The organism is Amycolatopsis kentuckyensis (genome assembly GCF_041679295.1).
Taxonomy (GTDB): domain Bacteria; phylum Actinomycetota; class Actinomycetes; order Mycobacteriales; family Pseudonocardiaceae; genus Amycolatopsis; species Amycolatopsis kentuckyensis_A.
Window position 1 is genome coordinate 195,038 of sequence record NZ_JBGDMD010000014.1, and the last position, 18,120, is coordinate 213,157.

Annotated in this window: 21 protein-coding genes; 11 read left to right on the forward strand and 10 right to left on the reverse strand. The window is 70.5% G+C overall.

Annotated features, from left to right (window positions below):
• The first annotated feature begins 123 nt into the window (after positions 1–123).
• On the forward strand, positions 124–579 hold the full coding sequence (gene mce, locus ACERZO_RS44065) for a methylmalonyl-CoA epimerase (protein WP_364457701.1): 456 nt from the start codon (positions 124–126) through the stop codon (positions 577–579).
• 62 nt (positions 580–641) lie between these two features.
• Here the strand turns inward: mce and ACERZO_RS44070 are convergent, their stop codons facing one another.
• Together ACERZO_RS44070 and ACERZO_RS44075 are read right to left on the reverse strand one after the other, a co-directional pair.
• Positions 642–1,214 carry a TetR/AcrR family transcriptional regulator gene (locus ACERZO_RS44070; RefSeq protein WP_372671943.1) on the reverse strand — a complete coding sequence of 191 codons (573 nt, stop codon included), beginning with the start codon at positions 1,212–1,214 and terminating at the stop codon, positions 642–644.
• A gap of 33 nt (positions 1,215–1,247) precedes the next feature.
• Positions 1,248–1,616, reverse strand: coding sequence for an SPW repeat domain-containing protein (locus ACERZO_RS44075; RefSeq protein WP_372671944.1), 369 nt, complete (start codon positions 1,614–1,616; stop codon positions 1,248–1,250).
• Between the two features lie 205 nt (positions 1,617–1,821).
• On the opposite strand from ACERZO_RS44075, the gene ccrA reads away from it, so the two are divergent.
• From ccrA to ACERZO_RS44100, 5 genes are all read left to right on the forward strand, one after another.
• A complete protein-coding gene (gene ccrA / locus ACERZO_RS44080; protein WP_372671945.1) occupies positions 1,822–3,162 on the forward strand; it encodes a crotonyl-CoA carboxylase/reductase in 1,341 nt (446 codons plus the stop codon).
• 174 nt (positions 3,163–3,336) lie between these two features.
• Positions 3,337–4,500 carry a chromosome segregation protein gene (locus ACERZO_RS44085; RefSeq protein WP_372671971.1) on the forward strand — a complete coding sequence of 388 codons (1,164 nt, stop codon included), beginning with the start codon at positions 3,337–3,339 and terminating at the stop codon, positions 4,498–4,500.
• Between the two features lie 93 nt (positions 4,501–4,593).
• Positions 4,594–5,046: a universal stress protein gene (locus ACERZO_RS44090; protein WP_364457711.1), complete on the forward strand. Its 453-nt coding sequence runs from the start codon at positions 4,594–4,596 to the stop codon at positions 5,044–5,046.
• A 4-nt stretch (positions 5,047–5,050) separates the two neighbouring features.
• On the forward strand, positions 5,051–6,181 hold the full coding sequence (locus ACERZO_RS44095; protein WP_372671946.1) for an adenylate/guanylate cyclase domain-containing protein: 1,131 nt from the start codon (positions 5,051–5,053) through the stop codon (positions 6,179–6,181).
• 16 nt (positions 6,182–6,197) lie between these two features.
• Positions 6,198–6,686: a hypothetical protein gene (locus ACERZO_RS44100; protein WP_372671947.1), complete on the forward strand. Its 489-nt coding sequence runs from the start codon at positions 6,198–6,200 to the stop codon at positions 6,684–6,686.
• Here the strand turns inward: ACERZO_RS44100 and paaE are convergent.
• Genes paaE through paaZ form a run of 6 tightly spaced genes read right to left on the reverse strand, consistent with a single transcriptional unit; the run spans position 6,664 to position 12,291 of the window.
• Positions 6,664–7,713, reverse strand: a complete 1,050-nt coding sequence (gene paaE / locus ACERZO_RS44105) for a 1,2-phenylacetyl-CoA epoxidase subunit PaaE (RefSeq protein WP_372671948.1) — start codon at positions 7,711–7,713, stop codon at positions 6,664–6,666. The two genes, ACERZO_RS44100 and paaE, sit on opposite strands and share 23 nt — an antisense overlap.
• A gap of 1 nt (position 7,714) precedes the next feature.
• Positions 7,715–8,203, reverse strand: coding sequence for a 1,2-phenylacetyl-CoA epoxidase subunit PaaD (gene paaD, locus ACERZO_RS44110; RefSeq protein ID WP_372671949.1), 489 nt, complete (start codon positions 8,201–8,203; stop codon positions 7,715–7,717).
• Entirely contained in the window at positions 8,197–9,054 is an 858-nt protein-coding gene (gene paaC / locus ACERZO_RS44115) for a 1,2-phenylacetyl-CoA epoxidase subunit PaaC (protein ID WP_372671950.1), read from the reverse strand. The genes paaD and paaC overlap by 7 nt, the downstream gene beginning before the upstream one ends.
• A complete protein-coding gene (paaB, locus tag ACERZO_RS44120) occupies positions 9,051–9,335 on the reverse strand; it encodes a 1,2-phenylacetyl-CoA epoxidase subunit PaaB (protein ID WP_043792750.1) in 285 nt (94 codons plus the stop codon). The genes paaC and paaB overlap by 4 nt, the downstream gene beginning before the upstream one ends.
• A complete protein-coding gene (gene paaA / locus ACERZO_RS44125) occupies positions 9,332–10,264 on the reverse strand; it encodes a 1,2-phenylacetyl-CoA epoxidase subunit PaaA (protein ID WP_372671951.1) in 933 nt (310 codons plus the stop codon). The genes paaB and paaA overlap by 4 nt, the downstream gene beginning before the upstream one ends.
• Positions 10,261–12,291: a phenylacetic acid degradation bifunctional protein PaaZ gene (paaZ, locus tag ACERZO_RS44130; RefSeq protein ID WP_372671952.1), complete on the reverse strand. Its 2,031-nt coding sequence runs from the start codon at positions 12,289–12,291 to the stop codon at positions 10,261–10,263. The genes paaA and paaZ overlap by 4 nt, the downstream gene beginning before the upstream one ends.
• 165 nt (positions 12,292–12,456) lie before the next feature.
• Between paaZ and paaI the strand changes: the two genes are divergently transcribed.
• The 3 genes from paaI to ACERZO_RS44145 are packed head-to-tail and all read left to right on the forward strand — an operon-like array spanning position 12,457 to position 14,737.
• Positions 12,457–12,873, forward strand: a complete 417-nt coding sequence (gene paaI / locus ACERZO_RS44135) for a hydroxyphenylacetyl-CoA thioesterase PaaI (protein WP_372671953.1) — start codon at positions 12,457–12,459, stop codon at positions 12,871–12,873.
• The gene (gene paaK, locus ACERZO_RS44140; RefSeq protein WP_372671954.1) at positions 12,870–14,147 is read left to right on the forward strand and encodes a phenylacetate--CoA ligase PaaK; all 1,278 of its coding nucleotides are present in this window, start codon (positions 12,870–12,872) and stop codon (positions 14,145–14,147) included. Before paaI ends, paaK begins: the two co-directional genes overlap by 4 nt.
• Positions 14,144–14,737: a TetR/AcrR family transcriptional regulator gene (locus ACERZO_RS44145; protein WP_372671955.1), complete on the forward strand. Its 594-nt coding sequence runs from the start codon at positions 14,144–14,146 to the stop codon at positions 14,735–14,737. Before paaK ends, ACERZO_RS44145 begins: the two co-directional genes overlap by 4 nt.
• A gap of 43 nt (positions 14,738–14,780) precedes the next feature.
• On the opposite strand, the gene ACERZO_RS44150 is transcribed toward ACERZO_RS44145, so the two are convergent.
• Positions 14,781–15,092: a hypothetical protein gene (locus tag ACERZO_RS44150; protein ID WP_372671956.1), complete on the reverse strand. Its 312-nt coding sequence runs from the start codon at positions 15,090–15,092 to the stop codon at positions 14,781–14,783.
• A 171-nt stretch (positions 15,093–15,263) separates the two neighbouring features.
• Between ACERZO_RS44150 and ACERZO_RS44155 the strand changes: the two genes are divergently transcribed.
• Positions 15,264–15,935, forward strand: coding sequence for a TetR/AcrR family transcriptional regulator (locus tag ACERZO_RS44155; RefSeq protein ID WP_372671957.1), 672 nt, complete (start codon positions 15,264–15,266; stop codon positions 15,933–15,935).
• Here the strand turns inward: ACERZO_RS44155 and ACERZO_RS44160 are convergent.
• A complete protein-coding gene (locus ACERZO_RS44160; protein WP_372671958.1) occupies positions 15,856–16,911 on the reverse strand; it encodes an AraC family transcriptional regulator in 1,056 nt (351 codons plus the stop codon). The genes ACERZO_RS44155 and ACERZO_RS44160 overlap by 80 nt on opposite strands.
• A 51-nt stretch (positions 16,912–16,962) precedes the next feature.
• On the opposite strand from ACERZO_RS44160, the gene ACERZO_RS44165 reads away from it, so the two are divergent.
• Positions 16,963–18,048: a winged helix DNA-binding domain-containing protein gene (locus tag ACERZO_RS44165; RefSeq protein ID WP_372671959.1), complete on the forward strand. Its 1,086-nt coding sequence runs from the start codon at positions 16,963–16,965 to the stop codon at positions 18,046–18,048.
• Positions 18,049–18,120 lie beyond the last annotated feature (72 nt).

Sequence of the window (18,120 nt, forward strand, 5' to 3'; positions counted from 1 at the left end):
ATCGGCGCATGGGCAGTTTTTCCGACCATACCCGGAGGGTGGGCTTCTTGATGGAGCCAGTGTGAGGCGGGGCACGCGAAGAATCGGGGTCGACGCCCGTCGGGAGCGCCCTATCCTGCCTCCATGAATGACGCCCTGCGGCCGTTCGTGACGGCCATCGACCACGTCGGCATCGCGGTCCCGGACCTGGACGCGGCCATCGAGTTCCACCGCACGCACTTCGGCCTGGAAGTGGCGCACGAGGAGGTGAACGAAGAGCAGGGGGTGCGCGAGGCGATGCTGCGCGCGCCCGGCACGGCGGGCACGGAGACGCAGATCCAGCTGCTGGCCCCGCTGCGCGACGACTCGGCGATCGGCAAGTTCCTGGCCAAGAGCGGCCCGGGCCTGCAGCAGCTGGCGTACCGCGTGTCCGATGTGGACGCGGCGGCGGCCGCCCTGCGCGAGCAGGGCCTGCGCCTGCTGTACGAGGCGGCGAAGCGCGGGACGTCCAACAGCCGGGTGAACTTCGTCCACCCGAAGGACGCGGGCGGCGTCCTGGTGGAGCTGGTGGAGCCGGCGAAGGACGGCACCGCGCACTGACGCGAACCCGTTCGGGCGCAACAACTCCGGCCCGCGCGAGCCGCGCGCCGGTGACAAAAGCGCTAAGCAGGCGCCGTCTTCGAAACGAGGGCGTCGGCGATGAACGTCAGCTCGCCGTCGAACTCGGCGGGCAGGTCGTCGTCCGAATGGCGGGCCGTCGCGTGCCGGTGGCTGACCGCGCGGGCCAGCAGACCCGACGCGCGGTCGACGTCGGCCGGGGGCAGGACGCCGCCCGTCGCCGCCAGGATCACCGCGCGGACCTGGCGCACGAGCACCTGGAAGCGCTCGTGGAGGGCGTCGCGGACGACGTGGTGGGTGTCGGCTTCGCGCCACAGCAGGTGCGAGAGCCCGAGCGACCGGCTGAAGCGGTGGTCGAGTTCGCGGACGAGGCGCCGCAGGCTGCCCGCCAGGTCGCCGGGGACGACGACCACGGCCGGCTCGATGCGCTCGTCGGGCAGCCGCTCGACGAGCGCGGTGAGCAGGTCCGCCTTGTGCCGGAAGTAGTAGTGCACCAGCCCCTTCGGCACCCCGGCCTGCTCCGCGATGCGGGAGGTCGGGGTGGCGTCGAAGCCGGACTCGGCGAAGAGCGCCTCGGCGGCGCAGAGGATGCGCTCCTTCGCCGAATCCTCGGTCATGCGTGCCTCCTGCGGCGTCAGTGCCTCGATGACTCAGTGCTGGCCGGCGGTGCGGTGCGCGGCGTTCGCGACCGGCATGGCTGCCGCGCCGGCGATGACCGTCAGCACCCCGGCGACCCAGGACGTCCAGGAAGCGCCGTTGAACTCGGTGTACCCCATCACCCACGGCGCGATGAAGAGCAGCACGCCGAGCGCGATCTGGATGCCTTCGCCGTAGACCATGCCCGGCATCGCCAGTGAGACCAGGCCGTCGAGTGCGATCAAGGCGCCCAAGATGACCATCGTCCACATCGCGGTCGTGTCCGTGCTCAGCCAAAGGGGTGAAAGAGCGGCGACCACCCCGATGACGACCTCGGCCCAATCGTGCGGCCGGGCCCAGGCGCGCGTAGAGACTTCACTCATTCGTGCTCACCTCCGTCGGTGAAACTGCTGGTCGGGTGGGTGTACCCACGGCCGATGATCCGCTTGACTGGCCGGCCGGTCAAGACTGATCGGTCACAGTTCGACGTGTAATCGTGCCCTCCGTCTCGTACAGTTGTGTCCGCGAGTTACCGGCGAGTAATTTCTGCCGCCAACGCCGTTGACCCCCATCTCCGCGGAGGAACCGATGACGCAGCTCGGCGAGATCCAGCAAGCCATCCTGAACGGCGAATCCGCCGCGGTCGGGTCCTTGCCCGTGCCTGAGAGCTACCGCGGGGTGACCGTCCACGCCGACGAGGTCGACATGTTCGAGGGCCTCGAGAGCCGGGACAAGGACCCGCGCAAGTCGCTGCACGTCGACGACGTGCCCGTCCCCGAGCTGGGCCCGGGCGAGGCGCTGGTCGCCGTGATGGCCAGCGCCATCAACTACAACACCGTGTGGACGTCGATCTTCGAACCGATCCCCACCTTCAAGTTCCTCAAGAAGTACGGGAAGCTCTCGCCGCTGGCCAAGCGGCACGACCTGCCCTACCACGTCGTCGGCTCGGACCTGTCCGGCGTCGTGCTGCGGACCGGCGTCGGCGTGCACAACTGGAAGCCGGGCGACGAGGTCGTCGCGCACTGCCTGAACGTCGAGCTCGAAGGCCCGGACGGGCACAACGACACGATGCTCGACACCGAGCAGCGGATCTGGGGCTTCGAGACGAACTTCGGCGGGCTCGCCGAGGTCGCGCTGGTCAAGGCCAACCAGCTGATGCCGAAGCCGGACCACCTGACCTGGGAGGAAGCCGCCTCCCCCGGCCTGGTCAACTCCACCGCCTACCGCCAGCTCGTCTCGCGCAACGGCGCGGACATGAAGCAGGGTGACGTCGTCCTGATCTGGGGCGCGTCCGGCGGCCTCGGCTCCTACGCGACGCAGTACGCGCTGAACGGCGGCGCGATCCCCGTCTGCGTCGTGTCCAGCCCGGAGAAGGCCGCGATCTGCCGCAAGCTCGGCGCCGAGCTGATCATCGACCGCAGCGCCGAGGACTACAAGTTCTGGAAGAGCGAGACCGAGCAGGACCCGAAGGAGTGGCAGCGCTTCGGGGCGAAGATCCGCGAGCTGACCGGCGGCGACGACCCGGACATCGTGTTCGAGCACCCGGGCCGCGAGACGTTCGGCGCGTCCGTCTACGCCGCGCGCAAGGGCGGCACGATCGTCACGTGCGCGTCTACCTCGGGGTACATGCACCAGTACGACAACCGCTACCTGTGGATGAACCTCAAGCGGATCATCGGCTCCCACTTCGCGAACTACCGCGAGTCGTGGGAGGCCAACCGGCTGATCGCGAAGGGCCTGATCCACCCGACGCTGTCGAAGACGTACGCGCTCGAAGACACCGGGCAGGCCGCGCTGGACGTCCACCGCAACGCCCACCAGGGCAAGGTCGGCGTGCTCGCGCTCGCCCCGCAGGAGGGCCTCGGCGTCCGCGACGAGGAGAAGCGCGCGAAGCACATCGAGGGGATCAACGCGTTCCGCGGCGCCTGAGCCGCGCCGTCGAGCCGGACCCCGGTGGTGGAAACCGCCGGGGTCCGGCCCGATCGGGCCAGTTCCTCCCGCCGCACCACACGGCACGTTCGGCGCACCGCACGGGTGCTCACCCTTCCGTGACCCGGCTGCGACTACGGTAGGCCCATGAGCCTTGGCGATGAACGGGAGCTTGTGCCGCTGGGAGCCGGCTTCGACGTGGCGAAGCGCGGGTACAGCCGAGCGCAGGTCGACGAGCACCTCGAACGGCTGGACGCCGACCTCAAGATGCTCACCGCCGACCGGGACGCGGCCATCGCGCAGGCCGGCGACCTGGCCCGGCAGCTGGAGATCGCGCGCGGCGAGATCGCGGACCTGCGTGGGCAGGTCGACCGCCTCGCCCAGCCGCCGACGAGCGTCGAAGGCCTCTCCGAACGACTTCAGCGGATGCTGCGCCTCGCGCAGGACGAGTCCGCCGACACGCGCGCCCGCGCCGAGGCCGAGGCCGGCCACATCCGGGCCAAGGCCGAGACGGACGCGAGCGCCATGCGCGCCCGCTACGAGCAGCTGCTCACCGAGCTCGACCTGCGCCGCAAGGAGATGGAGGCGGAGCACCGCAAGGTGCTCGAGGACGCCCGCGCCGAGGCCAAGAAGATCACTGACGAGGCCGAGGCGGAGCGCACGCGGCTCGACACCGAGTCGTCGGACCGCCGCACGAAGGTCGAAGAGGACTTCGAGATCGCGATGGCCTCGCGCCGCACCGAGGCGATGCGGGTGCTGGCCGAGCAGGAGGCCGCGAGCAAGGCCGAGGCCGCCCGCCGCGTCCAGGAGGCGACGCAGGACGCCGCCGACATCCGCGCGAAGGTCCTCGAAGAGGAGAAGGCCGCGAAGGCGGACATCGACCGCCGTCAGCGCGAGTCCGTCGCGGAGGCGAACAAGCGCCGTCAGGACTCGATCACCGAGGCGAACGCCCGGCTCGCGGAGGCCGCCGACGAGGCGCGGCGCCGCGTGACGACGGCGACCGAGGAGTCGAACCGGCGGATCACCCAGGCCAACGAGCGCGTCGACGCGCTGCGGAAGGTGCGCGGCGGGCTCGCCGAGCAGGTCCGCGCGGCGCGGGCGGTGCTGGCCGAGGCGCACACCGTCCTCGGCGACGAGGTCAAGGTCCCCGCGGACGTCACGGCCGATCTGAAGGCGGAAGACCTGAAGGCCGACACCGGGAAGACGGCGCCGGTGGGCGACGTCGAGGAGACGATCCGGATCAAGGCGTCCGACGTCACGAAGCCGAAGCAGGCCCCCAAACCGGCTCCCAAGCCCGCGCCGCGGGCGAGCGGAGCGCAGAAAGCGACTGGCGAGTAACCTTCCACCCGACACGGGCGCGGACGAGCCTGCGCGGTCGGAACCGACCGGCTATCGTCCCTGCTCACGCGGGATCACCTGGAGGTTTTGCGCATGGGTGCGGCATATCGGACCGTGGTGGTGGGCACGGACGGCTCGGAGTCCTCGTTCGCGGCGGTGGACCGCGCGGCGGCGGTGGCCGGCGACGCGGGCGCCACGCTCGTCATCGCGTGTGCGTACTACCCGGCCAGCAAGTCCGACGTCGACAAGGCCCAGGACGTCCTCGGCGACGAGGCGTACCAGGTCGTCGGCTCGGCGCCGGCCGAGGACACGCTGCAGTCGGCGCGTGACCGCGCGACGAAGGCGGGCGCGGAGAAGATCGACACGGTCGCGGTCAAGGGCGACCCCGTCGACTCGCTGCGCAAGGTCGTGCACGAGCGCGAGGCCGACCTGCTGGTGGTCGGCAACCGCGGGCTGAACACGATCGCCGGCCGGATCCTGGGCTCGGTGCCGTCGGAGGTGGCGCGCAAGTCCGGCGTGGACGTGCTGATCGTCCACACGACCTGAGCCGGTGACCGACCCGAGCGAGGAGCTCCAGCAGCGGCTCGAGCGCGTCCTGCTCGGCGGCAGGCGGAAGTACACCCGGCTCGAAGTGGCCGAAAAGGCCGGCGTGCCCGAAGAACGGTCACGCCGGCTTTGGCGCGCACTGGGGTTCGCGACGGTCCGCGACGACGAGGTCGTCTTCACCGACGCCGACGTCGAGGCGATGCGCACGGCGGACCAGCTGGTCCAGTCGGGACTGATCGACCCGAGCATCGAGGTGCCGGTGACGCGCGCGCTCGGCCAGCACCTGTCGCGGCTGGCCGAGTGGCAGGTCGACATGCTGTGGGAGCTGGTCCGCGAACAGCCGGAGCTGGGCCGCAACGAACGCCAGGTGGCGCGCCTGGTCGACCGGCTGCTGCCGGAGCTGGAGCGCGTCCAGAACTTCGTCTGGCGCCGGCACCTGGCGGCGTACGCGGGCCGGGCGTTCGCGGCCGCGGGCGACAACGTGGAGACGCGCACCGAGGTGGTCGGCTTCGTCGACATGGTGGGCTACACGCGCCTGACGCGCCAGATCGACGAGGAAGAGCTGAGCCGGGTCCTGGACGCGTTCGAGACGCTGGCCACGGAGGTGATCGCCGAGCACCACGGCCGAGTGGTGAAGATGATCGGCGACGAGGTCCTGTTCGTCGCGGACGCGGCGGTCGACGCGGCGGAGATCGCGTTGACCTTGACGGAACGCACCTCAGCGGACGAGAGCCTGCCGGCGGTCCGCGCGGGAATGGCCTCGGGCCGGATCTTGTCGCGCTTCGGGGACGTGTACGGCTCGGTGGTCAACTTGGCGGCCCGCCTGACATCGGTGGCCCGCCCGGGCACGATCTTGGTGGACCGAGAGCTGGCTGCGGAGCTTTCGGAGGAGAAGGCGTACGAGCTCCGGATGCGCCGCCCGGTGACGGTCCGCGGGTACAACCGGCTGCGCCCGGCAGCCCTGCGGCGGGCCAGCGAGGCACCGAGCGGGATGTTCGCGAGTTCGCAGCAGCTGGCAGCGGAGATGCTGGGGCTGACGGACCCGGCGGCGCGGGTGCCGGCGGAACCGAAGACCGCGCCGGAGGACGAGGTAACCGAGCCACCCCGCCGCCGGCGCCGGCGACGCATCCTCTGACTCGGCCATCCGCGACTTGCGGCGATCCTCCTCTTCAGCGACGGGGTGGAGCCGCCGGCTCGCTCGCACGGCGCACGCCACGATCACCATCGGGTTGCTGCTGTACAACCGCTACCTTCGCGACCCTTCCCCCGACAAGCACGTCCTGGTCCACGACCTGGTCCCCGGATTCGATGTCGCCGAGCACACCTGCACAGCTCCACCGCCCGGTGCACCTTGGAAGATCCTCGTCGCCGGACGGCTCGAAGACACCGAGGTCAAGGGACTCGACATTGCGGCCCGGGCCGTCGGACGCTTCGCGCGCAACCTCCCGCCCACTGCGCCACGCGTCGAACTGGTCGTCCGCGGGGCACCGCCGGGAGAAGCCGAGCAGCTGCGCAAACAGATCCTCGAATGGGCGGGGCTGCCGTCCCTGAAGGTGGTGGTCCGTCCTTATGCCACCGATCAAGACACCATGGGCGCCGACCTGAAGTCCTCGACGCTCACGCGTCGAAGTCGACGGTGATTTCCTCCGATACCGGGTACGACTGGCACGTCAGCACGAACCCCGCCGCCACCTCCGACTCCTCCAGTGCGAAGTTCCGGCGCAAGTCCACCTTCCCCTCCGTGACCCGCGCCCGGCACGTCCCGCACACTCCGCCCTTGCAGGCGAACGGCAAATCCGGCCGGAACTTCTGCGCCCCGTCCAGCACCGAAGACGACCGTGGCAACGTCATCGTCGACGAACGGCCGTCCAGGACCACGCGGACCTCTGACGACTCCCCCGCCACGGCCGGGTCGAGGTGGGCCACCGGCTCCGGCGGTGTGTCCACGTAGAACAGCTCCTGGTGGATCCGTGCGCGCGGGACCTCCAGGGAAGTCAGCAGCTCCTGGGCACCGGAAACCATCTCGAACGGGCCGCACAGCCACCAATGATCCACAGTGGACACCGGCACCAAAGACGAGAACAGCGAACGCAGCTTCGGCACGTCCAGCCGCCCCGTGAAGAGCTCCGCCTCGCGCGGCTCGCGCGACAGCACGTGGATCAGTTCCAACCGCGAGGGCGCGCTGTCCTTCAGGTCGGCCAGCTCGTCCGCGAACATCACCGTGTCCGTGCGGCGGTTGCCGTACAGCACCGTCACTGTGGCCTCGGAAAAGCGCAGCAACGACGACACGATCGACAGCACCGGGGTGATCCCCGAGCCCGCCGCGATCAGCACGTGGTGACCGCCCGCGGACAGATCCGGGGTGAACGATCCCGTCGGTGTCGCCACCTCGATCGTGTCGCCGGGACGGACCTCGTTGACCAGCCAGGACGAAAACAAGCCGTCCGGGACCAGGCGGACGCCCACCCGAGGCGCCGCTCCCGCCGGGGCGCAGATCGAGTACGAGCGGCGCTCGTCGCGGCCGTCGATCGAACGGCGCAACGTCAGCGACTGACCCGGCTTGAAGTCGAACTCGGAAGACAACCCAGCAGGCACGTCGAACGTCACCGCTACCGCGTCGTCGCACAACCGCGAGACGTCCGCGACCTTCAGGGGATGGAACGCCACCTCAGATCTCCTTGACGTGTTCGAACGGCTCGGAGCACGAACGGCAGCGCCGCAGCGCCTTGCACGCCGTCGCGCCGAAGCGGGACTGCTCCTCCGTGTCGAAAGAGCCGCACAACGGACAGGAAACCCGCGATACCGGCGCCGACAGCGTCAGCGGGATCGGGCCCGACCGCCGCGGTGCCGCACCTGGTGGGGCGATGCCCGCCGCGGCCAGCTTTTCGCGGCCCGCGGAAGAAATCCAGTCCGACGTCCACGCCGGCGTCAGCTGCGTCCGGATCTCGACCTCCGCGTAGCCCGCCGACACCAGCGCGTGCTCCAGGTCGTCGCGCATGGTGTCCATCGCCGGGCAGCCCGTGTACGTCGGGGTGATCGCCACGACCACGCGACCGTCCTCTTCGGACACCGAGCGCAGCACACCCAGGTCGGCCAGGGTCAGCATGGGCAGCTCGGGGTCCGTGACCGTCGCCGCGACCGCTTGCGCCGTCACCATTTCGCGTCCGGCATCGCGCGGGCGACGCTCTGCAGCTCCGCCAGCAGGAACCCCATCTGCTCGGTGTGGACGCCGTCGCGACCGGTCCGGCCCGAAACGCCGGCCAGTTCACCGGCCGATGGACGGGAAAGCGTGGAAGCCGCGAAAGCCTGGTCCAGCACCGCGTCGAACTCCGGCCGCAGCGAAGCCGCGTCCACCAGCTCCAGGGGGTGCGTGCGGAACAGCTCGCCGACGTACGGCCAGACCGCGTCCAGCCCCTCCTGCATGCGCGAGTGGGACAGCTCGGTCCCGTCGCCGAGGCGGACCAGCCACTGCGCCGCGTAGTCGCGGTGGTAGGTCACCTCCTTGACGCCCTTGTCCGCGATGGCCACCAGCACCGGGTCCACCGACGACACCAGCCGCTGCAGCAGCGCCAGCCGCCACGTCGAAAATACGAACAGCCGCGCGATCAGGTGCCCGAAGTGGCCGCCGCCCAGCTCCGCGAGCCGGACGTTGCGGAACTCGTTTTCGGCGCGCGAGAACGCGAAAGAGTCCTCGGTGCGCGAAGAGCCGTCAGCCTTGCCGGCCCGTGCCAGCAGCAACCGCGCCTGGCCGAGCAGGTCGAGGGCGATGTTCGCGATCGCGACCTCGTCCTCCAGCTCGGGCGCGTTCGTGCACCACTCCTGCAGCCGGTGGGAGAAGATCAGCGCGTCGTCGCCCAGCATCAGGCAGTAGGCGGCCAGCTGAGCACCGTCCACCCCGGACGGCACCGACGTGTCCACTCCGGACAGCGGATCCTCGAAGCCGGTGCCGAACGCCCAGCGGGCGTCGTTCTCCTCGGTCAGCGACTCGTAGACGTTGTCGAAACTCATATGTGCGGCACCTCCTCGGGGATGTCGTAGAACGTCGGGTGCCGGTAGACCTTGTCACCGCTCGGCGCGAAGAACGGGTCCTTCTCGTCCGGCGACGACGCGGTGATGTCCGAGGCGCGCACGACCCAAATGGACACGCCCTCGTTGCGGCGGGTGTAGAGGTCACGCGCGTGGTGCAGCGCCATCTGGTCGTCGGCCGCGTGCAGCGACCCGACGTGCACGTGGTTCAGGCCGCGCTTGCCCCGGACGAACACCTCGTACAACGGCCAGTCGTGCTTCATCGCGAACCCTTCTTCTCAGCGTGCGCCACCGCGGCTTCGCGGACCCAGGCGCCGTCTTCGTGCGCGCGACGCCGGTGCTCGATCCGCGACGCGTTGCACGGGCCGTTGCCCTTCAGCACGTTCTTGAACTCGTCCCAGTCGACCGCGCCGAAGTCGTAGTGCCCGCGCTCGGAGTTCCACCTGAGATCGGGATCCGGGAAGGTGACGCCCAACGCGGCAGCCTGCGGCACCGACATGTCCACGAACCGCTGCCGCAGCTCGTCGTTGGTGTGCCGCTTGACCTTCCACGCCATCGACTGCGCGGTGTTCGGCGAATCGGCGTCCGGCGGCCCGAACATCATCAGCGACGGCCACCACCAGCGGTTCACGGCCTCCTGGACCATCTCACGCTGTTGCGAAGTCCCGCGCATCATCGTCATCAGCAGTTCATAGCCCTGCCGCTGGTGGAAGGACTCCTCCTTGCAGATCCGGATCATCGCCCGCGCGTACGGCCCGTACGACGACCGGCACAGCGGCACCTGGTTGCAGATCGCCGCGCCGTCGACCAGCCAGCCGATCACGCCGACGTCGGCGAAGGTCAGCGTCGGGTAGTTGAAGATCGACGAGTACTTCTGCCGGCCGGTGATCAGCTTGTCGGTCAGGTCCGCGCGGTCCGCGCCCAGCGTCGCCGCCGCCGAGTAGAGGTAGAGCCCGTGGCCGGCCTCGTCCTGGACCTTGGCCAGCAGGATCGCCTTGCGCCGCAGTGACGGCGCCCGCGTGATCCAGTTGCCTTCCGGCTGCATGCCGATGATCTCCGAGTGCGCGTGCTGCGCGATCTGCCGGATCATCGTCTTGCGGTAGCCTTCGGGCACCCAGTCGCGCGGCTCGATGCGCTGGTCGCGCTCGATGGTGTGCTCGAAGTGTTCTTCGAGCGAAGCCACAGCGGTCACGGCTGCTCCTTCGAAACCAGGGTCAGGACGTCGTACTTCGCGACGGACTCGCCCTCGGCGTTGGTGACGTCGGCGTCCCAGCGGACCTCGCCGTACTCCTGGTCGATCCGCGGGGTGATCTGCTTGGCGGTCAACGTCACCGTCAGCGAGTCGCCGACCTTGACCGGGGTCAGGAAGCGGAGGTTCTCGAGGCCGTAGTTGGCCAGCACCGGGCCCGGCTCGGGCGAGACGAACAACCCCGCGGCGAACGAGACGACCAGGTAGCCGTGCGCGACGATCCCGCCGAACAGCGGGTTCGCGGCCGCCGCCTCGGGGTCGGTGTGAGCGTAGAACGTGTCGCCGGTGAACTCGGCGAAGTGGTCGACGTCCTCCTGGCTCACGGTCCGCGGCCCGGCGGTCACCGAGTCGCCGATGCGCAGCTCGGCCAGCGACTTCCGGAACGGGTGGACGTCGCCTTCGGTGCGCGGCGCGCCGGTGACCCAGCGGCCGGTGACCGCCGACAGCACCGCGGGCGAGCCCTGCACGGCCGTGCGCTGCATGTGGTGCAGCACGCCGCGGACGCCGCCCATCTCCTCGCCGCCGCCCGCGCGGCCGGGGCCGCCGTGGACCAGCTGCGGCATCGGCGAGCCGTGGCCGGTGGACTCCTTCGCGTCGTCGGCGTCCAGCACCAGCAGGCGGCCGTGGAACGGCGCCGCGCCGAGGACGACCTCGCGGACGAACTCCTTGTCCGCGCTGACGATCGACCCGGCCAGGCTGCCGCCGCCGCGCGCGGCGAAGTCGACGACCTGCTCGGTGGACGTGTACGGCAGCAGCGTCGAGACCGGGCCGAACGCCTCGACCTCGTGCGGTTCGGTGCGCTCCGGGTCGGCCTTGAGCAGCACCGGGGAGATGAAGGCGCCACGCTCGGCGTCGGCGTCCACGACCTCGACGTGCTCCGGGTCGCCGAAGACGACGCTGCCGGCGTCCAGCAGTGCCTTCAGCGACCGCCGGACCTCTTCGCGCTGCTCCAGGCTGGCCAGCGCACCCATCCGGACGCCTTCGGACGCCGGATTGCCGACGGTCACCTTCGCGAGCCGCGCGGACGCGGCCGCGGCGACGTCGTCCAGCAGCGCGGCCGGGACGAACGCGCGGCGGATGGCGGTGCACTTCTGGCCCGCCTTGACCGTCATCTCGGTGGTCAGCTGCTTGACGAACAGGTCGAACTCGGTCGTCCCGGGCCGTGCGTCCGGACCGAGGATCGAGCAGTTCAGCGAGTCGGCCTCGGCGTTGAACCGGACGGCGTTGCGGATGATCGCCGGGTGCGCGCGCAGCTTCTGCGCCGTCGACGCCGAGCCGGTGAAGGACACCAGGTCCTGCGCGGTGACGTGGTCGAGGAGGTCGCCGACGCTGCCGGCGACGAACTGCAGCGAGCCCTCGGGCAGGATCCCCGACTCGATGATCAGCTCGACCAGCCGCGCGGTCAGGTAGGCCGTCGAGCTGGCCGGCTTGACCAGGCTCGGCACCCCGGCGAGGAACGCGGGCGCGAACTTCTCCAGCGGTCCCCACACCGGGAAGTTGAACGCGTTGATCTGGACCGCGACGCCCCGCAACGGGGTCGCGATGTGCTGGGCGACGAACGTGCCCCCGCGCGACAGCGGCTCAACGTTGCCCTCGACGTGGACGGTGTCGTTGGGCAGCTCGCGCTTGCCCTTCGAGGCGTAGCTGAACAGGACGCCGATGCCGCCGTCGATGTCGAACTTCGAGTCACCGAGCGTGGCGCCGGTGCGAGCGGAGAGCGCGTACAGCTCTTCGCGGTGTTCACGCAGGTGGGAAGCCAGCGCCTTCAGCAGGGCCGCGCGCTGGTGGAACGTCAGCTCCCGCAGCGCCGGGCCGCCCACCCGGCGGCCGTACTCCAGCGCGCCCGCGAAGTCGACCCCCTTCGACGAGATCCGGGCGACCTCTTCGCCGGTGGCGGCGTCGTGCAGCGGGGTGCCTTCGTCCGCCGCCGTGTGCCACTCCCCGGAGACGTAGCTGCGCAGCAATGCCATCAGGTCCGACCTCTCCCGCCGAATTACCTACCGGACGTTCAGTTAATCGCATGGTAACCGCCCGGCCCGAAGATCGGAAGGGGCGACGCTTGACACGGCCCCGAGCACTGCCTTTACTGAGCGACACCCCGAGGTGACCGTCCATTCGGTCAGTCTGGAGAACGCATGACCAACGCCGCGCACACCATGTTCGCCGCCGACGAGGCGTCGCGCGCGCTGGGCATCGAGCTGGCCGAGGCGAGCGACGGCCGGGCCGTGGCGACCATGACGATCACGCGCGAGATGGTCAACGGCCACGACATCGCGCACGGCGGCTACGTCTTCCTGCTCGCCGACACGGCGTTCGCCTGCGCGTGCAACACCCACGGCCCGGTGACGGTCGCCGCGGGTGCCGAGATCTCCTTCGTCGCGGCCGGCCGGCTCGGCGACCACCTGGTCGCCACGGCCACCGAGCGCACCCGCTACGGCCGCAACGGCATCTACGACGTCACGGTGCACCGGGAGACCCCCGAAGGGCCCGAGGTCGTCGCCGAATTCCGCGGCCGCAGCCGCGCCATCTCCGCGAAACGGGACCGACCATGATCGAGGCGAACATCGGCGCGGACGAGCTGGCCGCCCTCCAGCTGGAACGTCTGCAGTGGACGCTCCGGCACGCGTACGCGAACGTGCCCGCCTACACGCGGAAGTTCGACGAGGCCGGCGTCCACCCGGACGACTGCAAGGAGCTCGCCGACCTGGCGAAGTTCCCGTTCACCACCAAGCAGGACCTGCGCGAGAACTACCCGTTCGGGATGTTCGCGGTGCCGCAGGACCAGGTGCGGCGCATCCACGCCTCGAGCGGCACGACCGGCAAGGCCACCGTCGTCGGCTACACCGAGCAGGACATCGACACCTGGGCGACGGTGATGGCCCGCTCGATCCACGCGGCCGGCGGCCGGCCGGGCCACAAGGTGCACGTCGCCTACGGCTACGGCCTGTTCACCGGCGGGCTCGGCGCGCACTACGGCGCGGAGAAGCTGGGCTGCACGGTGATCCCGGCGTCCGGCGGCATGACCGCGCGGCAGGTGCAGCTGATCACCGACTTCCAGCCCGAGATCATCATGGTCACGCCGTCGTACATGCTGACGCTGCTCGACGAGTTCGAGCGCCAGGGCGTCGACCCTCGTACGTCGTCCCTGAAGGTGGGCATCTTCGGCGCCGAGCCGTGGACCGAGCAGATGCGCGCCGAGATCGAGGAGCGGTTCGCGCTCGACGCCGTCGACATCTACGGGCTGTCGGAGGTGATGGGACCGGGCGTCGCGCAGGAGTGCGTCGAGACGAAGGACGGCCTGCACATCTGGGAGGACCACTTCTACCCCGAGGTGATCGACCCGTACTCCGAGGAGGTCCTCGGCGGTGGCGAGACCGGTGAGCTGGTGTTCACGTCGCTGACCAAGCAGGCGCTGCCGATCATCCGCTACCGCACCCGCGACCTGACGGCGCTCTCGCCGGGCACCGCGCGGCCGGCGTTCCGGCGGATGGCGAAGGTCACCGGGCGCACCGACGACCTGATCATCCTGCGGGGGGTCAACGTCTTCCCGACGCAGATCGAGGAGATCGTGCTGCGGACGGACGGGCTGAGCCCGCACTTCCAGCTCGTCCGGTCCACGCGCGGGCGGCTCGACCACCTGACCGTCCGGGTGGAGGCGCGTCACGACGCTTCGGCCACTTCGCGTGAGGACGCCGCCGCTTCGCTGGTTTCGCAGGTCAAGGACGGCGTCGGCGTGACGGTGTCGGTGGAGGTCGTCGAGCCGGACACCCTGGAGCGGTCGATGGGCAAGATGCGCCGGATCGTCGACCAGCGAGAGCAGCTGTGACGGCCCCGCGCCGCGGGCGCCCGGGCTACGACCTGGAATCGCTGCTGCAGGTGGCGGTGAAGCTGTTCAACGAGCGCGGCTACGACGGCACGAGCATGGAGGACCTCTCCCGCAAGCTCGGCATCACGAAGTCGGCGATCTACCACCACGTGCCGAGCAAGGAGGAACTGCTGCGGCTGTCGGTCGACCGGGCGCTGGACGGGTTGTTCGAGGTCGCCGCGTCGACCGACCAGCTGGACGGCCGCGCGATCGACCGGCTGGAGCACCTGGTGCGCGGCAGCGTGCTGGTGCTCGCCGACCGGCTGCCGTTCGTGACGCTGCTGCTGCGCGTGCGCGGCAACACGAAGGTGGAGCGGGCGGCGCTGGCCCGGCGTCGCGAGTTCGACCGGCTGGTGACGGACCTGGTGAAGCAGGCGGAGGCGGAGGGCGACATCCGGCCCGACGTCGACCCGTCGGTGACCGCGCGGTTGCTCTTCGGCATGGTGAACTCGCTGATCGAGTGGTACAAACCGCGGCGCGGCTCGGCGGCGACCGAGGTGGCGGACGCGGTGTGCAAGGTGGCGTTCGAGGGCCTGCGCACCACCTCGTGAGTGAGAAACAGTGTTCTGACACTATTTCTCACTCACGACCGGGTCAGTCGCCGGCGGTCTGGGGCGGGCGCCCCGCTTGCCAAAGGAGCGCGTCGCGCAGCTGGCCGATCAGCCGCTCGTCGTCCGCTTCGGACGGGTCCACCCCCAGCGGGATCCAGCGCTCGGAAACCTTCGCACCCTCGTCGTAGCCCGTGATCACGATTCCGGAGTACGACAGCGATCCCTCGTCCGCGCAGTCGCCGTCCGGGAGGGGTTCGTCCGGTTCGAAGCCCTCGTCGAAGCTGACGTGGCGATGCTGCAGGCGGACGCTCACCCAGCGTCCGGCCGGCCGGATCGGCGCGTCTTCTTCGGTCATCTGCTCCTGCCCCCGGTCGCGGGTCCCTGCCGTCTCGTCGCATCCGGACGCCGGGGAGTTACCGGCCGGTTGTTCCGGTTGCGTAACGACGGCGTCCCACCCGAAACGAACCTTTTGACGTAGGGTCAACTACTTGTTGACAGCATGCCGATCCCCGGCGAGGCTGAGCGGATGACCAGTGGGACGCGGCCGCGGCGGCGCCGCCTCGAACCGGCCGAACGGCGGGCGGAGATCCTCGCCGCCGCGCGGCACCTGTTCGGCGCCGGCAGCTACGCGTCGGTGTCCACTTCGGACATCGCCGAAGCCGCCGGGGTCGCGCGCCCGCTCATCAACCACTACTTCGGCGGCAAGCGCGAGCTCTACCTGGAAGTCGTGCGGCAGCTGATGATCGTGCCGGCGCCGGTCACCGAAGCGCTGCCGGACACCACGATGGAGGAACGGCTGGCGATCGGCGTCGAACGCTGGATCGACGTCGTGGACCGCAACCGCGACGCCTGGCTGACCGTCATCGGCCCCGAGTCGGCGGGCCGCGACCCCGAGATCGAGCGGATCATGCTGGAGGCCGACGAGGTCGCCGCCGACCGCGTCCTCGAAGCCGCGCTGATGACCGACGTCACCGAAGGGCGGGACGAGCTGCGCGCGATGATCCGGTCGTTCGGCGGGCTGCTGCGGGCCGCGTCGCGCGAATGGCTGATCCGCGGCACGCTCGACCGCGCGGCGCTGCGCACCTTCCTCACCGATTCGATCCTCAACCTGCTGAAGCTCACCTACCCGGCGGTGCTTGCCGAGCGGCCCGGAAGCGCCGGGCGAACGCCGCCGGGGTCATCCCGGTCCAGCGCTTGAACGCGTAGATGAAGCTCGACGCCTCGGCGTACCCGAGCCGGTACGCGACGTCCTCGACGGACAGCACGCCGGTGTCGAGCAGCTCCTCGGCCAGCGTCTGGCGGACCTCGTCGACGAGCGCGCGGTAGCTGGTGCCGGCCTCGGTCAGGCGCCGCCGCAGCGTGCGCGTGCTGAGCGTCAGCTGACGGGCGATCTCGTCCATGCCCGCGTCGACGCCGCCGAGCCGCACCAGGCGCTCGCGGACCTGCTGTGAAATGCCCGAACGCCGGCGTTTGCGTGCGACGAGTGCTTCGCACTGCGCGGCGCACAGGGCGACGGTCTGGTCGTTGGCCTGCGGCAACGGAAGCGCGAGCAGCGCCGGGTCGAGCGTCGCGCGGCAGGCGTCGGCGCCGAACCGCGGCACCAGCCCGAACGCGGCGCGGTACGGGTCCACTGTGGACGGCTCGTGCCGGAAGCTCAGGTCTTCCAGGGTGATGCCCGGCACCAGGTCGTGCATGACCGAGAAGATCGCGGCCAGGTCGCGCAGCACGAGGAACCGGGCGACGTCGGCGGGCACGCGGCTGTCGTCGAGCTCCAGCGTCAGCTTCCCGCCCGCCAGCTCGACGTGCGGGATGCAGAAGGCGAAGCTGAGGTCGAAGTAGCGCAGGGCGAACAGCATCGCGTCGCGCAGCGTCGGGCTACTGATGCAGGCGAACCCGAAGATGCCGAAAGTGCTGACGCGGTAGCGGCGGCCGAGCTCGAGGGCCGTCGCGTCGGAGCCGTCCAGCTCGGCCAGCGCGCGGACGACGGCCAGCTCCTGCCGCGCGTCGACCTGCACCGACGGGTCGGCGAGCAGCTCCGGCGAGAGCGTCGTCGCGGTCAGGAGCTGCCCGGCGGGCAGGCCGCGGCCGGCGGCGAACCGGGTCATCAGCTCGATGCTCGCGGTGCCGCGCGGGAAGTCCCAGTCCCCGACGGCGGGCGCGGCGAGCTCGGCCATGGCCCGGATTATGGACCCGAAACCGTCGGTGCCGCTCGTTAGGGTGGCGTGGTGACCACGACGGTGAGCCGACAGGCCCTCAACCGGGCGACGCTGGAGCGCCAGCTGCTGCTCCGCCGCGCGAAGATGTCCGCGTTCGACGCGGTCGAGCACCTCGCGGGCCTTCAAGCGCAAGCACCGTTTCCGCCGTACTACGCGCTGTGGGCGCGGCTGCACGGCTTCCGGCCCGCAGACCTGGCCACGCTGCTGGAGAGCCGGCGGGTGGTCCGGATCGCGCTGATGCGCGGCACGGTTCACCTGGTCACGGCGGCGGACGCGCTGGCGTGGCGGCCGGTCGTGCAGGTGCTCTACGACCGCGACCTGAAGCAGAACACCCAGCACGCCGCCGCGCTGGCCGGCCTCGACCACGCCGAAGTCGCCTCGGCGGCGCGTGAGCTGCTGGCCGCGTCGGCGTTGTCCGGCACCGCTCTGGGTGCCGAGCTGGCGCGGCGCTGGGACGTCCCCGCCGCGTCGCTGACGCACCTGGCCCGAGGGCGGTTACCGCTGGTCCAGACGCCGCCACGGGCGATCTGGGGCAAGGCCGGGCAGACGACGTACGCGTGTCTCGACGAGTGGGTCGGTGCCCAGCTGCCGCCGCCGGCGCCGGCTTCGCTGATCGCGCGATACCTGCGCGCGTTCGGCCCGGCGACGGTGGCCGACGTTCAGGCGTGGGCGGGCATCACCCGCCTCGGCGAGGTGGCTGCCGCGATGGACCTGCGGCGGTACCGCGACCCGGACGGGCGCGAGCTGATCGACCTGCCGGAGCTGGCGATCCCGGACGAGGACGTTCCGGCGCCGCCCCGGCTGCTCGGGCCGTTCGATCAGATGATCCTCTCCTACGCGGACCGCACCCGGGTGGTCTCGGACGCGTACCGCAAGCGCGTCATCACCCAGAACGGCTTGGTCAAGGGCACGCTGCTGGTCGGCGGGTACGTCCGTGGGTTCTGGGAGCGCAAAGCCACGGTCGTGGAGCTGTCGCCGTTCGAGAAGCTGCCGAAGCGCGACCTCGCGGCGCTGGAGAGCGCCGCAGGACGCCTGCTGAGCTGGGCGGAGCCGGCCGCGGAGAGCCGGGAGGTGCGGATCAACGCACCATCCTGAGACTGGCCGGAATTCTCGATCGGGTGACCGTTCGTGGCCTGTTGTCACAGGCCCCCGCTGCGTAGTTTTTCC